Below are 17,855 nucleotides of genomic sequence, written 5' to 3' on the forward strand. Positions count from 1 at the left end.
TCCTAGAAGATCCTAATCAGAAGCTCTATTTCAGCATCGCTAGCCTTTGGGAAATCTCAATCAAAATGGGTTTGGGTAAGCTCAAGCTAGACAACTCATTTCATGTTTGAAAGTTCTGTAGACACCAGTGGCATTGGGAGTACCTTATGAGCTTGAAGTGGTTAGAGTGGTCACAACAATTGCAGGCAATTGCTCAGAATGGGTTGACCTATAGTAATAATCCATATGATGTCGAGCGATATAAGCAGTTGCAAGCAATTGCTGCTGAAATAATATCAACCTACACCAACATGGAATCACGCTACATTCTCGATTTATTCAGCTTGGAGGAGGGGTATGCGACTCCAAAAGTGGATGTCAGAGGGGCAGTGTTCAAAGACCAAAAACTTTTACTGGTTAGAGAAAGAGAAGATAACTGTTGGACATTGCCAGGTGGATGGGTAGATATTGGAGAGTCGCCCAGTTTCGCAGTCGAGCGTGAGGTATACGAAGAGTCAGGATATGAAACACGAGCGACTAAATTAGTTGCACTTTACGATCGCAATCATGAGCGTCATGGACATCCACCCCTTGTTTATCATGTCTATAAGTTATTTTTTCAATGTGAGTTAACTGGTGGTACTGCTATGGCAAGCCTTGAAACTGAGGGAGCTGCTTTTTTTGGAGAACAGGAAATACCAGAACTTTCCCTGACTCGTGTTGTTCCAAGTCAGATTAGTCGCCTCTTTGAATATTACTTCAACTCAAATTTACAAACAGATTTTGATTGACTTGCGTACTTTAGTACAGAACAAAAACTACCGCTCATAAAAACGTGTAAGAATTCTGTTCAAGTTGTTAGACAAGCATTTCCTTGTACGTTTCAGTGATACTCTTCGCTGTTTTCCAGAATTGGTGTATGCAAATATAGTGGAGCCAGTCAATGTTGAGGGTATTGATACGCTTACTACGCGGCTATCAGGCAGATGTGCCCCCCTTTGCGGCAACGTTAAGCGATGATTGGCTGAAACCCATCGACCATCAGCAAGGCAATGGTGACCATGTTGGCCTCGACTTCGGGGTGTCGGAAGTGACAGTGTGCTGAAAGACACGTTGAAGGTATCGGCAAGGATGATGTGATCAGACAGATTGCCTTCATTGATGAAATCTTCAGAATCGTTGCGTAAACCTCCCATCAGGCAGTGAGGTTTTATACTCTCTTATGTTTCTTGCGACAGAGCCATCTGCTGAACCAGAGCCTTGGCAGTCTTAGCGGCTTGTCGATCAACTGAACTCAGCGATGTTCCTCCGATTTGGTAACAGTTTGTATTCGTCCCATACGCGTCGATCAGTGCCCCCGTAGTCGAGTTGACCGCTAGCTTACCACTGTCGTCGACTACCGCCGCACCCTGGGCAACAGCCAGACTATAAATCGGTGCAATCTGGCTATCGAATCCAGTAGCTAAAATCACAGAGTTTGGCTGCCACTGCCTGCTGTCAGGCCATACAATTGTTGGCGTTTCGCAATGGTTCAAGAATGTGCCAGCTTGCAAAGACAAACGCCCAGCCTGCATCGCCGCTAGCATCAGCTCAGCACAAGCCCAAGACTGGGTTGCAAACAGATGTTTCACACTGCTTAACAGTTGCCGCACTTTTACCCGCTCGTCGTTTGACAGCAGGTCCTTCGTCTGAGCGTAGAAAGACATTACTGGACGTGCTAAAAGGGCTAGCGGATGGGCTGGGGTTGCCTCTTGCAGGTAGTCAGCAAGAAAACGGCCATAATTCTCGATGTGTAGCAGTGCCTCCCATCCCGGATAAGCGATGTCACTCACTCGGTAGGCCGTGAGAAGTGACTGTCTCAGCAAGTATTGCGCCCACTGAGCTGTAGGATTGCGCTGCATCTGCTGCCGCGTCAGCCAGGGGCAGGTGTACGATACAGTCGGTTCTATCTGAGGCAGTCGGGCATAGCCTCGGCGGCTCACCAAACTGACTCGCTCTACTCCCAGGTTGTGCAGTGCATGCAAGGCCACCTCTATACCCGATGGTCCTGCACCTACTATCGTCAGATGGGCAGGCAACTCCGCCCCGTAGCGATCGCACGGATATGCCGCAAATACCTGTCCCTGCCACTCAGGGCGAATTGGTGCAAACCGATGGCCGATGGTACACACGAGCTGATTGACCTGATAAGACGCGGTTGCCGTCTGCACGTGAACCATCTGTTCGGAGGGGACAAAGCTTTGTACCGCTTGAGGAATCGTCTGCACCATGATGTGGCTAGGCAGGTGGGCCAGCAGCCTCCGAAACTGCTCGTCTAGATAGAGGCCGTAGGCTCCTCGGGGACTGGTTCCGTGAAGATCGTCCAGGTTATGGTCAGGATGACGCTGTTGTCCCTGCTCTGGAGCAAAATCAGGGTATAGCACCGCTAGCAGGTCACGATTGGCCTGCATCCAGTTGAAGTAGTTCGCTGTGTCGAAGCGCTGTTGGGCAAAGTCAAACCCGCGGACAGCACTGCCGCCGTTGAAGGTGAACAAGGCGGGCTGCATCGGGTCGTAAACCTGTCCGCCACCGAACAAAGTTTGCTTATTTAGTGCCTTGAAATGAGCCAGCCGAGTTTTCTGAGCCTTGGTCAGATTAGCCTCTTGGTAGGTACGCTCTGGCTGAAAGAGAGATATCTGTATAGGCCTCTCTGTTTGGTCACGTAGTTGGTTGACTAAGTGACCGAGAATGGCAAACCCACTGATACCAGCACCTGCGATCGCAATTCGCCAAGGCTCAACCCAGCCAGTAATGCAATTGTCTTTATTGGTGGAAATTGCTAAAAACAACAGCCCCCCTACGGCTACTGCCTATACACATCTACGAGAATATTGAATTAAACCGAGAGTTATGGTCCTAAATAGCTTGATACCTCCTAAAGCTTTCTCCATAAAATTGATTCTCAATAATCAATTAGTAGCTTTAGTCAATATTTAAAACCCTTTAGAACCAATGGTTTCAGCAATATTCTCTGACTTATGTATACACGGTAGCCCAAACAGGTCGGGGGGGTAGAAACTAAGTTTTCGTAAATCTTGGCCGTAGCCACCTTAACGGCAAACGTGTTTACAAGGCCAAACTTTTAGCGTGAACCCCTAGCGGAAACAGCAAATATTCATTCCAACAGCGCCAGAGATAAGCCGTTATTGCTTTGCGACGCCCCAGCTCGCTTTCAAAAGCAAACGTAACTTCTGCTGAACCTGGAATTAACTGAGCCAGCGAATGGTCGCAGCCGCAGCCGTGTTGAATCAACAGCCCCTGACGACTAGCACATGATTGCACTAGCATTTGCACCGCCGTCACATTCAGGCTATGCAGGCAGGCGTCATAGGCCCGCTTCACCCCTTGCATCTGAGGGTCGAAAAACATGGGACGAGCCTCGTGGATTGACGCTCGCTCAATTGGACACAGCAGCATCCAGTAGAAACAAGCTGGCAAAGCATAGCCTAACTGAGAGAAAACGTCCCGCACAAAAGCTACGACTCTTTCGGTCCCGTCAGTTGCTCTGGCTGTTTGCACTACCTGATTGAAGTCAGGGTAAGCCGTAGTCCTGAAGTCCTGACCGAAAAACTCTAAGGTTGACATAGCCCCTTGCCGGTAGAAAGATTGGAAGTCAAACCCCTCCTGAAAGACCTCGGGACTGCGATCCGTTGCCTTGGTTAGAAACAACCGCGCTAGCACTACTAGAAAATCCGGCTCAGGGTGACCCACTGCTACCTCGCGGTTGGCGATGCGCTGCCAGATTGGCGGTAGTTCTTCTAGAGAAACAACATCAGCGTCCGTTAAGAGAGCGCTGATTGAAAGCGGCTCTGAAACAGTGCCTGCTGAAGCAACGGTGGAATTTAGGATTGAAACCATGTCAATGATTGACTCCTCTATGGTGCAAGGAAAAAAATCCTAGACCTAAACAACTCTGCAGAGTTTACACGACAATGATAATGATAATCATTTTATCTAGACGCTATATTTAGACGAACTTATGGAACTGCAATCGCAGCATCTAAATAATTCTGTGCAATTGCAGTTCTGTCACAACGATTACAGCAAGTTATCAAAACTTGCTTTTCGATCTGAGACTTACGCAACGATTCCAAAGATTCTATCGATGAAGATGACCTGTTTTGTCACATCATTTCTAATGACCGAATAGATGCGCCGTTCTGTCACATAGAAATATCGGTAGCGGGTGAACCGGAACGTTAGCAGTCATCGTGTGGACCACCATGCCTCTTTCTCGCGGCATCAGTCGCAGCAGCGGCAGATACACCGTGAGAGACCTATTGGTGCTACTCGTTGTAACCATTCCGAATGCTTGATTTTAGAGGAAATGCATTATGGCTCGATTCACCGGCGGTTGCTTGTGCGGCAACGTCCGAATTGTAGCGACAGGACTCCCATACCGGGTTGGCCTTTGTCACTGTCTCGACTGCCGTAAGCATCATGGAGCGCTTTTTCACGCTTCTGCGGTGTTCCCGCAGAATGCGGTGACAATCACGGGCGAAACACGCGACTACGCCGGGCGATTCTTCTGCCCCCGCTGCGGATCGTCTGTTTACTCACGCACCGCAGACGAAATCGAAGTGAACTTAGGATCCCTGGACACCCCTGATCAACTTAGGCCAACTTACGAACTTTGGACAATCCGACGCGAATCTTGGTTATCCCCTTTTTCGCTCACTAGACAATACGAGCGTGACCGTGAGTCCACAGGTCGCTCAGAGGAGTAGATGAGCGCGACCTTTCCAAATGCCGCCATCACATTGGCAGACATTTCGGACGAAATGTTGGGGAAGGCGCGGGAGCGTTTCAACTCAAATCTAAATATTGAATATGTGATTCTAGATTTTATCAATGCGCCCATACCCGGAAAGTATGATGTTGTGGTCTCCGCTCTGGCGTTACATCACACACCGCAGGAAAAACTCAAAAGCGTATTTCACAAGATTTTCAATGCTCTTGAAAGTGGAGGACACTTCATCAATGCAGACCAAACTTTAGGTACCACACCGGAGAATGAAGCAAAATATGCTCAGGCTTGGCTCACGGGTGCTAAAGCTAAAGGTTGTACTGACCTCGATATTGAAATCGCTATTGAACGCATGAAGGCAGATAAAACGGCCACATTGCAAGACCAACTCAACTGGTTGTCCGAAGTGGGCTTTGTTCAAGTTGACTGCTGGTATAAAAACTATCGGTTTGCTGTTTACTCCGGTCAAAAATTGGTCTGATAATCACCAACAGCGGGCCAACAAACGCCCATACATGCTGACCGTCGAAAGGTGAGCGATAATGATGCGAAGGCCATCTGCGGCGGATGATGGGCAACGTGCCCATAGGCGACTTGGTGTAGTGCGATGGTCAAAGCTCGATTTTTGACCATCGCACTCAGCGGCCAGACCAGAATATAGCGTTTGTCACTTGGCTTGACCCCATATTTCCGACCAAAAGACTTTAAGGTCAGCATGCCAAGTGACGCGCAAGTTTCAACTGAGTTGAAACTTGCTATGGCCTACCGTTTAGTCGAGAAATGCCTGTACAGCAGCTTCATCGCAGCTGCCACCCAATCCGGTGACAATTGTGCAGGTATTAGTCATCAGCATGCCTGTGTAGGTCGCTGCGGGCGTTCCAGCTTCGCCTAAACCGTCGGCGTAAAGAGGCTCTTCTGAAATCGCGATATCTGTTTCCCTAGAAACCGCTTCAATCAATCCAGGATTGCTAGTTGCCTCTATAAAAATACTTGGCAGGCTACTGTCTTCAACAACATCGATCAGCTCTCTTAAGTCGGCGGCTGACGGACGAGCCTCAGTGCTAAAGCTCGCCAAAGCAGCTTCAATGCGAATGCCATAGGCATCGGCGTAGTAGCCCAGGGCATCGTGGGTACTCACGAGCACTCGCTGCGATTCGGGAACCGTATCTATCTGTTGTTGAATCCAAGTATCCAGCTGAGTGAGCTGAGCGATTAGGGCCTCTGCATTGGCTTCGTAAAGGTCAGCATTTTCGGGAAAGACCTCACTAAGCTGCTCCTCAATTACATGTACCATGGCAATGCCATTTTCCGCATCGTGCCAGACATGGGGATCGGGCTCACCCTCTTCTTCACTATGGTCATCATGGTGCTCGTCATGGTCTTCTTCACTATGGTCATCATGGTCTTCTTTACCATGGTCATCGTGGTCGTGGCCTTCATGGCCTGCCTTGCTATGGTCTGAATGGTCGTCATGACCGTGTTCGTCATGCTCATCATGACCGTGCTCGTCATGCTCATCATGGCCTTCTTCACCGTGGTCATCATGCTCATCATGGTGGTCGTCATGGCCTTCTTCCCCATGACCATGGTCGTGATGTCCACCTAAAAGCGGTTCGGAAACAGCAACTTCGGAAACGGCGATTTGAGGGGCGTCTCCATCTGTTGCCTCGACCATTTGAATAATGTCTGGCTCGAACCCATAGCCCCCATACAGAACCAGATCGGCGTCTTCAATAGCCCGTCGGTCGGCAGGGGTGGCGTTGTAGAGATGGGGGTCTTTACCCGCTTCTATAAGGCAGGTTACATCTACAGTGTCTTGAGCGATTTGCTGAGTGAGATCGCACAGTACGCTATAGCTCGCCACTACTTGAGGGCTGGTTTGGCTGTGGGCGGACTGATGGCCCAGAAGCGCGGATGCTCCGCCAAGGACAGCAAGCGTAGTAAATAGGCGCAAAGAAAGTTTCATGGGCTTATCGTTTCACAGATGATGAGAGCAGGGCACAAAGAATGATAATCATTATCATATTGGTCTGTTAGTGTAAATTTAGCCGTTTAGCCTGTCAACACGACTAAATTTTTGAATTGTTTAACCTATACTGCTATGGATAAAAAGCGTAATCGCGGTGTAACGCTGTTTATCTCTGTGTTACTCCATAGTTTGTTAGCACTTTTACCATGGCAAGAAAAGTCCCGCCCTTTGGTAGTGTCCTCAACTCCAACAGGCCCAATTTCTATCGTTGATGCCAGCCAGCTGCCAACATTGTCGACATCAGAGTCTCAGCTCTCCCCGCCCAGCCCGCCCAGCCCAGCCGTTCCGCGTTCGCCGCCAGCAGACTCGCCATGGGCAGCAGATGCCCCCCTCCCTGAGACGAGTGATAGCCCTGAGCCTGCACCCGAGGTAGTTCCTGATGTAGACTCGCCATGGGCAGCAGATGCCCCCCTCCCTGAGACGAGTGATAGCCCTGAGCCTGCCCTTGATGCAGCTCCCAATAATAATTCCACTTCAGTCACATCTGCCGAGGAGGAGGCCAAAATCGCAGCGGACTGGGAGCATTTGGTTAACTATCTTCAGGGCCAGAATGAAGGATTGGAAAAAAGTGATCCACTCCAAATCTTTAATCTCTTCGGAGAACCAGGGCAGGTCAATCAATTCTTCGATGAAAACAGTCAGCCCAAGTTTGACGATTCCTCCTTTTCTCACTTTCTAACGCAAACACCTGAACAGGTTTGGCAAACCGTGGTCATGCCTGAACTCATGAGCACCACTGATTTTGATCTCCAACTCCAAGAAAACTTTTCTGCGGGACTGGCGTACCAACTTTTACAGGGCGAAATGGTTCGCTACCTTATCATCGTGAAGCTTAGCGAAGGTAACGGCAGTGTTCTCATGATTAGTGAGTCTTTGCCAGAGCTTGACCCCTAAAAGCCCTAGATATACACTTGCAAACCGATTATTATTTTTTAGTATGCTAACGGTCCAGAATCTATCGGTTAACTATCGGGGTATCGAAGCACTGACAGAGGTTTCGCTGACGTTGCACCCAGGCGAATGGGTAGGGCTAATTGGTCCTAACGGTGCGGGAAAAAGTACCCTGGCCAAAGCGATTCTGGGGCTAACACCCTATCAGGGGAAGATTTTATTGAACGGGTCTGCGCTGAAGCGGCAGCGACGGCAGGTCGCTTATGTGCCGCAGCGATCGCAAATTGATTGGGACTATCCGATCACGGCTTGGAATGTGGTGATGATGGCCCAGGTAAGGGCCCTCGGCTGGGGACGTTCTCCCAATAGCAAAGCCAAAAAATTAGTGGGTGCAGCACTCGATCGAGTGGAGATGTTACCCCTCAAAAACCGTCCCATCGGTCAGCTCTCGGGTGGTCAGCAACAGCGAGTTTTTCTAGCGCGTGCCCTGGCCCAGCAGCCCGATTTATTTTTGTTAGACGAGCCATTTAGCGGCATCGATAAAAAAACAGAAGCCACTATGCTGAACATTTTTTCTGACCTCAGCCAGCAGGGTAAAACGCTGCTAGTTTGCAGCCATGAGTGGGGTGAGGCGCTCAATCGTTATGATCGCCTGCTGTTGCTTAATCGTCGCGTGCTAGCTGACGATACGCCGCAAGCCGTGATGACGATGGAAAATATTCAACAAGCCTATGGTGCAAATATTCAAGCTCTGCACAATGAGAATGGTATTCCGTTTGTTTGCTAGTTGTTTTTGAATGACTGCTGGGTATCAACTTTAGGTGGAAAATTTTGGTGGCAAAAAAGTTCAGAAGCCAGGAGTCATAAAAGCACTGAATTCTGGCTCCTGACTCCCGACACGACTTGTAAGGTTAAGTATCGGCACATAGATAAAAGGGTTGCTCAGGACTTTCCCTCCTGAAACCTCCCTGATCTGGGGACCTCAACGTCCCCAGGCCCCTCGCACAAGAGAGTATTGGCTAACAGCTACAACCATTGATAGGGCGGTTGGTTAGGTGGATTACGCTGCTCCGCATCCGCTCCACACCGTAAAAGGGTAAGGTGTCTAACTTTTCTTGTCAGGCTGCCTTGTCACAGAGAATCAAACCTCTGTTAAAAAAACTTTCTTTGAGCATCGATTAGCAAAACATCAATGGAATAACCCTTTTTAGAATTTTGCGCGACCGAGCGTAAAATTCTAAACCGCTTTACCGACCACCTCCCAACCCATGTCGCAATTAACCGTAATCCTCCAGTCCGTGGGTTCTAGGGCGGCGGTTTCCGCCCTAGTCAGGGGGTTTGGGGAACTCGAAGGGACCCCAAGCAGCCGGTTGTGTCCTTGACCAACACTTTAATCACAGATACGCAATTTGCGCGGGTTGCTACAGGTCATCGCAATCAACCTTTGGATTGCCCTCGACGACGAGTCAAAATCCCCTGACTAGGACTAAACAACAACGTCAGTAAAAAGCAGGCAAAAAGAGTTAGCGCGATCGCAGGCCCAGACGGTGTATTGACATAGTAGCTAATGTACATCCCCGTCAGGCAAGAAAACACACCCAACCCGGCACCTAACACCATCATCCAGTGCAGTTCCTTAGTGAGCAAATAGGCCGCTGCCGCCGGGCTCACCATCAGCGCCACCACCAAAATAAAGCCCACTGCCTTGATGTTGGCGACAATCGTCAGCGTAATGGCAGCCGTTAACCCAAAATTCATCACAGTCACTGGCAAGCCAATTGCTTCTGCACCCAACGGGTCAAACGTAAAAAACAACAGCTCTTTATAAAACACCTTCACGCCCACCAACACAGCCAGCGTTACAAACCCAATTTCCCACACATCTGCTGGGGCAATGCTGAGGATATCGCCAAATAGCAACTCTTCAAGATCAAAGCGGCTGCCTAGGCTGGTAAACAAGACAATGCCGAGGGAGAAAAAGCTGGAGAGGGTGATGGCCATAGCTGCATCGACCTTGACTTTAGATTGCGAGCGAATCCAGCCAGTGACAAAGGTGCCAAACATACCAAAGACAAATGCTCCGATGATCAAAGGAATATTCAGAAAGTTTGCGATCGCCAACCCTGGCAGCACCGCATGGGCCACCACATCCCCCAACAGCGCCATCCGCTGTACCAGCAAATAAGTGCCCACAATCGGACATAAAATACCCATCAGCACACCTGCCATTAGCGCTTGCCGCATAAACTCGTAACTTAAGGGGTCTAGCAGCCAGTCCATAGAGTCGTTGGGGGGAGTATGATTTTTGTACAGTTATCTTATATCTTGAAACGATTTCTGCCGCGATCTCTATCAGCGTAAGCTGATCGTTTGAAACGCTTTCAAACGGGCTGTCCAACATGACCAGAATGGGCAATGAATCTATGGCGGTGTCCTGCAACGGAGAGATGATTATAATGAACGTCGTCTGTCCAATCACCCACATAGGGATATTAGGCTGATGACAACAGCTAGGCCATTTCTTATGTTTCAAGGCGGTGCTGCGCAGGCAGCATTGGATCTGTATTTCTCCACTTTCCCGGATTCCGGCATGGTGCGTGTCGAGAAATATACCGAGGGCGAGCCTGGTCCGGTCGGTACTATCAAGGTGGCAGTGTTCACGCTTTGTGGGTGTGAATTTATGTGCTCCGACAGTCCGATTGAGCACGAATTTTCGTTTACTCCGTCGAGTTCCACGTTCGTAGAGTTTGATTCGCTGGAAGAGCTGGAGCGCGCATTTAACATTCTGTCCGAGGAGGGAGATATATTGATGCCACTCGACAATTACGGTTTCAGCCAAAAGTTTGGTTGGGTCAACGATCGGTTTGGCGTGTCATGGCAACTCAACGTTGCCGCCTAACATTCGGAAGTACGAGCCCGGTGATGAACTCACGATTGGCCGAATCTACTACGACGCAGTTCATCAACTGACCTGCGACGACTACACTGAGGAGCAGCGTAATGCCTGGGCCCACTCCCATTAAGAGCGGCGATGCGTGGGCTGAGAAATGGCGCAGGCGATGCGATCGCAAGCAACCCTGGGTTGCAGTGGTGGATGGCGATGTGGCGGGCTTCATCGAATTCGATGCTGATGGCCACATCGACTGCACCTATGTATCCCCGGATCATGCCGGCAAGGGTTACATGTCGGCAATCATGGAGCAAATCTTCCAGGAGGCGCGACGGTCCAATCTGATCCGTCTCTACGCCGAGGTTTCCATCACAGCGCGCCCCTTCTTCGAGCGCCATGGTTTCCACGTTGACCGGCCTTCGGTCCTCGCACTTAACCTGGGAATGATTGACTATAGACACTGGATAAAAAGTACCTATTTTGGTACATTGATCCTATGGGCAATAAAAGGGTACCTGCAAAGTTTTATAAAACAGAAGCGGGGAATGAACCTGTGCGTGAATGGTTGAAGCAGTTAGAACCAGCAGAACGCAAGATACTTGGTATCGATATCAAAACAGTTGAGTACGGCTGGCCGATTGGTATGCCAACTTGCCGACCTATGGGTAAAGGATTATATGAAGTACGCTCCAATCTACCAGATGGAACGATTGCAAGAGTACTCTTCTGTATCTACCAGGAGTATATGGTGTTGTTACACGGATTTATAAAGAAAACCCAGAAAACACCTAAACAAGATCTTGATTTAGCACTAACGCGGAAGAAAAATCTGGAGGCAGGAAAATGATTGACTCTACTCATTTAGGGTCTTCTTTCGATGATTTCTTAGAAGAAGAAGGAATGTTAGCTGAAGTTAGTGCACTTGCTCTAAAGCGCGTTTTGGCTTGGCAGATTTCTCAGGCAATGGAAACTCAGGGTTTGAATAAAGCCTCGATGGCAGATGCTATGAATACAAGTCGCTCAGCCCTTGATCGCTTACTCGATCCCGAGAATATTGCGGTTACGCTTAAAACAATGGACCGTGCTGCTACAGTGCTGGGCAAACGTCTACGGATTGAACTCGTAGATATAAACACAGATCAAACACCTATCATCACCAATTCGGATTAATCCAGCTCAGCATCAAATATTCCTATGAGTTCTCCCCCTGCATAACCTTGGGCAGGAGTGGACGGATTGGAAACTCTAAAAACTTGCCAAGATACTTGCCGCCGCTCAGATTCACTCTAGGTGACAGGTGACAAGATTCAGGATGCTACCGCTTGGTTTATCCCTATGCTCTATCCCATTACCGCCACTGTTGTCAGCCCGAGGCCAATGCAGACTGTTGCCAGAGCGCTGACCACTGATAGCCGCTGTATAACTCCAGTTCCCAAGGGAGATTTTTCAAGCCACTGTTGTCCGTAAACTGCGGCTAACCCCAGGCTAGTCAGCACAGATGCCAGCCCCAGACTAAAACCGCCTATGAGCAATAACCCGTAGGCGATTTGGTGTAGTGCGATCGCGCTCAGCAACAAGACCAAAGCCGATGGACAGGGCACCAACCCACCCGAAATGCCAATGGCCAAAATCGATGACCAGTCTTCCCTTGGTTTGTCGTCATGGTGATGGTGATGATCGAGGTGATGGTGATGGTGATGATGTCCCTCCCTCAAGCGCGTGACCAATAACCGCAGTCCTACCAGACAAATTGCCAACCCACTGACAGCTCCCAATATCGGATAAACCCGGTCGAGATCGATGTAATGGGAAGCTAACAGAGTGGTCACTCCCAAGATGAAAACCGCCAGAGTATGAGTCACCGTGGTGGTTAGCCCCAGCCAAAGAGCAGCCTGGGGCGTGCCCCGACTGCCCACCAGGTAAGCTCCCACCAGGGTTTTGCCGTGACCAGGGGAAAGGGCATGCACTGCACCAAAGACGTAGGCGATCGCAATTCCTGTTGCGATCGCTATCGGCGTCAGCTGACCGTTCAGCAAAGTTGTTAATCGGTTGGCCGCCTCAACATGGGCCAGAATGAGCAGCGGAGTCATGATGTTGTTATCCAAAACGAATGGTTTCGCCCAACGGCGGCAAGAGAGAACCCAGGCTCACAACAGTGCCTCCGGACGGCTGCAAAGACGCTGTCTGGCATCGGGGCAAAGGGTCCACACCAGTATCTCTCCCTGCTGACCGCCAGCTGCCAAATAGTCTCCGGTCGGATGCCAGGTCAAGCAGGAAAAACCCTCCTTAGCTCCTTCTAGCACTTGAGCCGGCTCCACAGCAGCCTGCCACAGCAGAATCCAGCCATCCTCCGACAGGGAGGCCAGTAATCCGGTTTGGGGTTGAAAGGCCACATCTAAAACGGTGTCTCCATGTAAATCCAGCATCCAACTTTGCCACCCCTCACCTGGAATCAGCATCAACATGGCGACCAAGTCTCGCGTGGCGGTTGCCAAAATGGGGGAACGCTCGGCATCGGGAATATCAGCCCAGGCGAACTGCCGAATCTTGCCGGGGAAGCCTCCCAGCAGAGCGGGCAAGTCGGCTGGGATATCGGGGGATTGTTTCAGAGCACTGACTTTGTTCCAGGGGAGGACACCAACGCTGTTATCCTGATTGCCTGACGCTAAATAGGCTCCCTCAGGAGACCATTTCAAGGCCAGACTGACAGCCATCAGCTCCCACGCATATTGAGGGGAGCTCCAGCGAGCCGTGTCCCAAATGTAAACCTGTTGCTGAGCCGAAACCGCTAGATGAGTACCATCGGGAGACCAGCCTAGATCCTGTACCGCAGCAGGCAGCTCCAGGGTGGCCAGGGCTTCACCCTGATCAGCATCCCAGATATGAACCACCTTGCCGCAGTTACAGGCCAACCAGGGTTGATGGGGATGCCACTGTAGGCGATCAATCCAGGCTGAACCCCAGGTTAGCGTCTCTACCAGCTCAGGTGAGTCAGAAGACAGCCGCCAGAGCATTATCTCTCCGGTTTGCCCGGCTGCCGCCAACCACTGACCATCTCCGGAAAACCCTAGAGCATCAATGGAAGTGCTACTGGCCGTCTGGAGGATAGTTTCTTGAAAGTCTTCTTGCCACAAAGCCACCTCTCCTGCCCCCGAGGCGATCGCCAGTCTATTCCCGACCGGCGACCAGACCAGGGCGGTAATGTACTCCGACAGCGATCGGTGAACCTGAAGTTCTACCAGAGGTTTGAGAGAAAGCATAGTACAGCGTGAACCACGGGGCGGACTGACCTGTCGTCAGAAAGTCTGACACGCACACCAGAACAAAATGATAATGATTATCATTCTAGTTTATATTGATCGTCAAGCTGTTGGATAGGAAACGATTTCCGCCGCACTACCAGGGGGTTGCCGTAGAATAATCTGTTGGCGTCTGGAGCAGTAGAGGCTACCCTGCTGTTCTAGATCTTGCATGAGTCGGGTGACCGTCACGCGGGTGGTACCGACGGTCTCAGCCAGTTCCTGGTGGGTTAATCGCAGCTGAATCAGTTGCCCACCCTCGGTGGGGCAACCAAACTTCTGCCCCAGCCAGGTGAGCAGCAGTTGTAACCGCTGCGGAATGTTGCCCTGTCGCATGCGGATTAGCGCTTGCATCTGATGCAGGTGGTCCATCGTCACCTGCGGCAATTCTCGACACTGCTCATAATGCAATCGGAAAGCTTCGACATCCATCAGACATTCCAACTCGCAGGGCTGGATGCCGATAAGCGGCTGTCCAGCAAAATCGCCCGCACCCCAAAATCCTAGGGTAATGGCGGCACCCTCTTCAGAGAGGGTCAATAGGCGAGCGGCTCCAGTCTGGAAATGCCAGAGAGTATTTTTCTGTAGGGGAATGATCTCCCGACGTTTGAATTGGTAAACTACGGGCTGAGTCACCGGGGCTGGGGTGGAAGCAAACTGATGCATACAACTTAAAAGCGAGCTGAATCCTCAAGGCTGGGGAGGCAACACGGGCGGAATGCGAGCCAGAATTCCTTTCTGCAGGAGGACAGGACGGTCCCTACGGGGTATCAACCCATCGCCACTGGCCGCATACTGAGTCGCCAATTGAGCAATGGCAGTCGCACTGTCGAGAGCAGGCAAATCGCCAAACATGAGTGTGGTCTTTTCGGGAGAGGCGAGGGCGATCACACAAAACCGATTGCAGGCACTGAGACACTCCACGGGTTGAACCCTAAAGTTTGGCGGTAACTGCCCTTGTTGCTGGCATTTCAACAAACTCTGCCACAACTGATATCCTCCCCGCTGGCCCAGGTGCTCCCGTTGACCAACGGCAAAGTTGCAGGAGGTGCAAACAAACAAAGTGTGCTGAGACATAGGATTTACTCAGTTTGAAATAGACGAATTAAATCAACTTGCTCAACGTCATCCAACGCTTTGTGAATTTTGTACTGCTGGGCTGGCTGGCTCAAAATAGTAATGACAGTTTCAATCGGCGGGCAGTCGGGTTCTTTGCACTGAAGCTGGCTAACCGAGATACCAATATCCGGATCGAGCTTCAGGAGATCGTAGACCCAGGTTTTGATCTGTTGCAAAGCAGCTAAGTTAGGCTTGGGTCGAGACTGAGAAAAGAGATTCATGATGCCACCTCAATAACGACGTTGCTGATATGGGTAATCAAGGTGCGGCCATCAGAGGGCATGATTTTGACAAATCCGCTGGCAATGCAATATTCCACCGTCGATGATGCTAGAGTTTGGCTTGGAGAAATCAGCATCACCTTGACGTTTTCTAGACAATTGGTTGCGTAGTGCTGAACGACAGTCATGGACGTTTACCTCATTACTTGAACAACTTTGTGAAACCTCATCGGTTCACTTTGACGTTTGAGAAATCGAAACTAAGAACTAACAGATAGTCTTTTGTGCGATCGCATCTTGTAACTTCTCGATCACGTCTGGCACCGTCAGGGCTCCCAAATCACCACTCTGACGGGTGCGAATGCCTAATGTCTGAGAATCCACTTCTCGCTGACCGATCACAGAAATAACCGGAATCTTCTCTAATTCTGCGGTGCGAATTTGTTTACCCAGACGCTCGCCGCTGGTATCTACCTCCACTCGGAAACCTTGTTGTTGCAATGTCTGGGACACCTGATGAGCATAGTCTCGCTGGGCATCACTCACTGGCAACAGTCGCACCTGCACCGGAGCCAGCCACAGGGGGAACATCCCGGAATAGTTTTCCACCAGGATGCCGAAGAATCGTTCCAGGGAGCCAAAAATGGCCCGGTGAATCATAATCGGACGCTGTCGGGAACCATCCGCTGCGACGTATTGCAGATCAAATCGCTCCGGCAGGTTAAAGTCTACTTGGATTGTGGAGCACTGCCATAGCCGACCAATAGCATCCTTGATCTTAATATCGATTTTGGGACCGTAGAAGGCACCACCTCCCTCATCAATCACATAGGCCCACTCTTTGATATCCAGCGCTTTTTGCAACGCTGAAGTGGCCAGTTCCCAAATATCGTCGCTGCCCACAGACTTGGCCGGACGGGTGGAAAGATTCACCTCATAGTCGGTAAAGCCAAAGTCCGACAGAATCTGTTCTGTCAGGTTCAGGACTCCTAAAATCTCCTCGGTCACCTGTTCTGGCAAACAGAAAATGTGCGCATCATCCTGGGTGAAGCCGCGTACGCGCATGAGCCCATGGAGCACCCCAGATCGCTCATAGCGATACACCGTACCCAGTTCGGCCCAGCGAATCGGCAACTCCCGGTAAGAATGCAGCTGATGCTGATATGTGAGCACGTGGAAGGGACAGTTCATGGGTTTGAGCTGATACTGTTGCGCTTCCACAGCCATCTGCTCAAACATGTTCTCCTGGTAAAAGTCCAGGTGTCCTGAGGTTTGCCAGAGGTCGCGATTGGCAATGTGAGGGGTGTAGAGCAGCTCATAGCCACCCTGCAGGTGGGCCTGACGCCAGTAGTCTTCGATCAACAGGCGCATGCGGGCTCCTTTGGGATGCCAGAACACCAGTCCACCCCCAGCTGCCTCTTGAATACTAAACAGATTCAAAGTCTGTCCCAGTTTGCGATGATCACGACGTTTGGCTTCCTCTTTCTGCGTCAGGTAGGCCTTTAATTGTTCTGGAGTTTCCCAGGCGGTGCCGTAAATGCGCTGGAGCTGCGGTTGAGTTTCGTCGCCCCGCCAGTAGGCTCCGGCCACACTTTCTAGAGCAAAGGCTTTGGGGTGCAGGTCGCCAGTGCGGTTCAGGTGGGGACCTGCGCACAAATCCCACCAGCAATCTGCAGGATTCGCATCAGAGGTCTTAGCTGACGACGAGTTGAACAGAGATGGATCTGCAGTGGCTGGCAACGGGTCAGGACACCCGATGTAGTAGCGGGTGATCGGCTCATCGGGGGGAATGCTATCGAGAATCTCTAGCTTATAGGGTTCGCTCAGTTGCTCAATCTCAGCGCGGATGTCATCTCGTTCCACCGTTTCGCGAATGATCGGTAGATTTTTCCGAATGATATGCCGCATTTTGGCGGTGATCTGCTTAAGATCCTCAGGCGTAAATGGCTCAGCCCGGTCAAAGTCGTAGTAAAACCCCGTATCTGTGCAGGGGCCAATGGTGACTTTCGTCTCTGGGAATAGGGTTTGCACCGCCATGGCCAATACATGGGCACAGGTATGGCGCAGCCGTGCTAGCTGCTCTGCATCGCTGGGGCTGGTTGCGGACTGCGGACGGGAGACTTGACTGACCATGAAAAGCCAAAACTAGAATGATTATCATTCTCAAGTTATCACAGCGATCAAGAATTGAGTGCTTTTGCAATGGGTGGGGTTTCTTACTTCTTATCCTCGGTTAGGAGCAGGAATTTAATAATGTTAATGTGCCGATTTCTCCCCTCTCGGGAGGCAGGGCTGATCTATCGGTGGTAGAAAAAAGATAATGGGGGTGTGCTCTATCGCCCCCGTGTTCTCTCCATGAGCTTAATTCGCCACTTTCAGCAGGTCCGTGACTATCGAACTAAACCGGTGTATCCCTTGTGGATCATTTTAGTCTTGGTGGTGATGGGGACCATGAGTGGGTGCTATGGCTATCGCCCCTTGGCCACTTTCGTACAACGTCATCAAGCAGAGCTATTGCGCGTGATGGAGTTGCCTCATGAGCGGTTGCCCAGCCTGTCCACCTTGCGCCGGATCATGGTGCGTCTCAACTTTACTGAGTTAGCCGAGGCGTTCAATGCCTGGGCTATCGACAGTCTGGGTC

23 protein-coding genes are annotated in these 17,855 nt (G+C 50.6%); 11 read left to right on the forward strand and 12 right to left on the reverse strand.

Translation table 11 applies throughout. The features are described 5' to 3' along the window. Positions 1 to 146: 146 nt before the first annotated feature. Together N836_RS55285 and N836_RS76575 are read left to right on the forward strand one after the other, a co-directional pair. Positions 147 to 770 (forward strand): NUDIX hydrolase, encoded by a 624-nt coding sequence (locus tag N836_RS55285; RefSeq protein ID WP_023073446.1) that lies wholly within the window; start codon positions 147 to 149, stop codon positions 768 to 770. Between the two features lie 152 nt (positions 771 to 922). Further along, a complete protein-coding gene (locus N836_RS76575) occupies positions 923 to 1,084 on the forward strand; it encodes a hypothetical protein (protein WP_023073447.1) in 162 nt (53 codons plus the stop codon). Positions 1,085 to 1,199: 115 nt separating this feature from the next. Here the strand turns inward: N836_RS76575 and N836_RS55290 are convergent, their stop codons facing one another. Further along, on the reverse strand, positions 1,200 to 2,807 hold the full coding sequence (locus N836_RS55290; protein ID WP_023073448.1) for an FAD/NAD(P)-binding protein: 1,608 nt from the start codon (positions 2,805 to 2,807) through the stop codon (positions 1,200 to 1,202). 277 nt (positions 2,808 to 3,084) lie between these two features. Then, positions 3,085 to 3,876 carry a hypothetical protein gene (locus tag N836_RS55295; RefSeq protein WP_023073449.1) on the reverse strand — a complete coding sequence of 264 codons (792 nt, stop codon included), beginning with the start codon at positions 3,874 to 3,876 and terminating at the stop codon, positions 3,085 to 3,087. A gap of 476 nt (positions 3,877 to 4,352) precedes the next feature. On the opposite strand from N836_RS55295, the gene N836_RS74665 reads away from it, so the two are divergent. Together N836_RS74665 and N836_RS55300 are read left to right on the forward strand one after the other, a co-directional pair. Further along, positions 4,353 to 4,745: a GFA family protein gene (locus N836_RS74665; RefSeq protein WP_071789059.1), complete on the forward strand. Its 393-nt coding sequence runs from the start codon at positions 4,353 to 4,355 to the stop codon at positions 4,743 to 4,745. After that, on the forward strand, positions 4,746 to 5,246 hold the full coding sequence (locus tag N836_RS55300) for a class I SAM-dependent methyltransferase (protein WP_023073450.1): 501 nt from the start codon (positions 4,746 to 4,748) through the stop codon (positions 5,244 to 5,246). On the opposite strand, the gene N836_RS55305 is transcribed toward N836_RS55300, so the two are convergent. Next, positions 5,231 to 5,482 (reverse strand): hypothetical protein, encoded by a 252-nt coding sequence (locus N836_RS55305; protein WP_023073451.1) that lies wholly within the window; start codon positions 5,480 to 5,482, stop codon positions 5,231 to 5,233. The genes N836_RS55300 and N836_RS55305 overlap by 16 nt on opposite strands. A gap of 52 nt (positions 5,483 to 5,534) precedes the next feature. After that, positions 5,535 to 6,731 (reverse strand): metal ABC transporter solute-binding protein, Zn/Mn family, encoded by a 1,197-nt coding sequence (locus tag N836_RS55310; RefSeq protein ID WP_023073452.1) that lies wholly within the window; start codon positions 6,729 to 6,731, stop codon positions 5,535 to 5,537. 135 nt (positions 6,732 to 6,866) lie between these two features. On the opposite strand from N836_RS55310, the gene N836_RS55315 reads away from it, so the two are divergent. Continuing rightward, the gene (locus N836_RS55315) at positions 6,867 to 7,688 is read left to right on the forward strand and encodes a hypothetical protein (protein WP_023073453.1); all 822 of its coding nucleotides are present in this window, start codon (positions 6,867 to 6,869) and stop codon (positions 7,686 to 7,688) included. Positions 7,689 to 7,731: 43 nt separating this feature from the next. Next, on the forward strand, positions 7,732 to 8,472 hold the full coding sequence (locus N836_RS55320; RefSeq protein ID WP_023073454.1) for a metal ABC transporter ATP-binding protein: 741 nt from the start codon (positions 7,732 to 7,734) through the stop codon (positions 8,470 to 8,472). A gap of 650 nt (positions 8,473 to 9,122) precedes the next feature. Here the strand turns inward: N836_RS55320 and N836_RS55325 are convergent. Further along, positions 9,123 to 9,965, reverse strand: a complete 843-nt coding sequence (locus N836_RS55325) for a metal ABC transporter permease (RefSeq protein ID WP_023073455.1) — start codon at positions 9,963 to 9,965, stop codon at positions 9,123 to 9,125. A 244-nt stretch (positions 9,966 to 10,209) separates the two neighbouring features. On the opposite strand from N836_RS55325, the gene N836_RS55330 reads away from it, so the two are divergent. The 4 genes from N836_RS55330 to N836_RS55340 all read left to right on the forward strand — a co-directional run bounded on the left by N836_RS55330 (position 10,210) and on the right by N836_RS55340 (position 11,745). Then, the gene (locus N836_RS55330; protein WP_081716888.1) at positions 10,210 to 10,584 is read left to right on the forward strand and encodes a VOC family protein; all 375 of its coding nucleotides are present in this window, start codon (positions 10,210 to 10,212) and stop codon (positions 10,582 to 10,584) included. A 101-nt stretch (positions 10,585 to 10,685) separates the two neighbouring features. Beyond that, positions 10,686 to 11,144, forward strand: a complete 459-nt coding sequence (locus N836_RS74670) for a GNAT family N-acetyltransferase (protein ID WP_023073457.1) — start codon at positions 10,686 to 10,688, stop codon at positions 11,142 to 11,144. After that, complete coding sequence (locus N836_RS0138370) at positions 11,129 to 11,422, forward strand: type II toxin-antitoxin system RelE/ParE family toxin (RefSeq protein WP_235071109.1); 294 nt, start codon at positions 11,129 to 11,131, stop codon at positions 11,420 to 11,422. The genes N836_RS74670 and N836_RS0138370 overlap by 16 nt, the downstream gene beginning before the upstream one ends. Next, positions 11,419 to 11,745, forward strand: coding sequence for an XRE family transcriptional regulator (locus N836_RS55340; protein ID WP_023073459.1), 327 nt, complete (start codon positions 11,419 to 11,421; stop codon positions 11,743 to 11,745). The genes N836_RS0138370 and N836_RS55340 overlap by 4 nt, the downstream gene beginning before the upstream one ends. Before the next feature lie 170 nt (positions 11,746 to 11,915). Here the strand turns inward: N836_RS55340 and N836_RS55345 are convergent, their stop codons facing one another. The 7 genes from N836_RS55345 to thrS all read right to left on the reverse strand — a co-directional run bounded on the left by N836_RS55345 (position 11,916) and on the right by thrS (position 17,347). Beyond that, positions 11,916 to 12,665 (reverse strand): nickel/cobalt transporter, encoded by a 750-nt coding sequence (locus N836_RS55345; RefSeq protein WP_023073460.1) that lies wholly within the window; start codon positions 12,663 to 12,665, stop codon positions 11,916 to 11,918. Between the two features lie 57 nt (positions 12,666 to 12,722). Continuing rightward, the gene (locus N836_RS55350) at positions 12,723 to 13,835 is read right to left on the reverse strand and encodes a WD40 repeat domain-containing protein (RefSeq protein WP_023073461.1); all 1,113 of its coding nucleotides are present in this window, start codon (positions 13,833 to 13,835) and stop codon (positions 12,723 to 12,725) included. A 102-nt stretch (positions 13,836 to 13,937) separates the two neighbouring features. Next, the gene (locus tag N836_RS55355; RefSeq protein ID WP_023073462.1) at positions 13,938 to 14,540 is read right to left on the reverse strand and encodes a Crp/Fnr family transcriptional regulator; all 603 of its coding nucleotides are present in this window, start codon (positions 14,538 to 14,540) and stop codon (positions 13,938 to 13,940) included. Between the two features lie 24 nt (positions 14,541 to 14,564). Continuing rightward, positions 14,565 to 14,951: a DUF1636 family protein gene (locus tag N836_RS55360; protein ID WP_023073463.1), complete on the reverse strand. Its 387-nt coding sequence runs from the start codon at positions 14,949 to 14,951 to the stop codon at positions 14,565 to 14,567. A gap of 5 nt (positions 14,952 to 14,956) precedes the next feature. Beyond that, a complete protein-coding gene (locus tag N836_RS55365; RefSeq protein WP_023073464.1) occupies positions 14,957 to 15,214 on the reverse strand; it encodes a hypothetical protein in 258 nt (85 codons plus the stop codon). Continuing rightward, the gene (locus N836_RS55370) at positions 15,211 to 15,402 is read right to left on the reverse strand and encodes a hypothetical protein (RefSeq protein ID WP_023073465.1); all 192 of its coding nucleotides are present in this window, start codon (positions 15,400 to 15,402) and stop codon (positions 15,211 to 15,213) included. Before N836_RS55370 ends, N836_RS55365 begins: the two co-directional genes overlap by 4 nt. A gap of 79 nt (positions 15,403 to 15,481) precedes the next feature. Further along, the gene (gene thrS, locus N836_RS55375; protein ID WP_023073466.1) at positions 15,482 to 17,347 is read right to left on the reverse strand and encodes a threonine--tRNA ligase; all 1,866 of its coding nucleotides are present in this window, start codon (positions 17,345 to 17,347) and stop codon (positions 15,482 to 15,484) included. A 222-nt stretch (positions 17,348 to 17,569) separates the two neighbouring features. On the opposite strand from thrS, the gene N836_RS55380 reads away from it, so the two are divergent. Continuing rightward, positions 17,570 to 17,855 (forward strand): transposase family protein (locus tag N836_RS55380; RefSeq protein WP_023070614.1); only part of this gene is annotated, 286 nt, incomplete at its 3' end.

Origin of the sequence: Leptolyngbya sp. Heron Island J (assembly GCF_000482245.1) — a bacterium.
Lineage (GTDB): Bacteria > Cyanobacteriota > Cyanobacteriia > Phormidesmidales > Phormidesmidaceae > Leptothoe.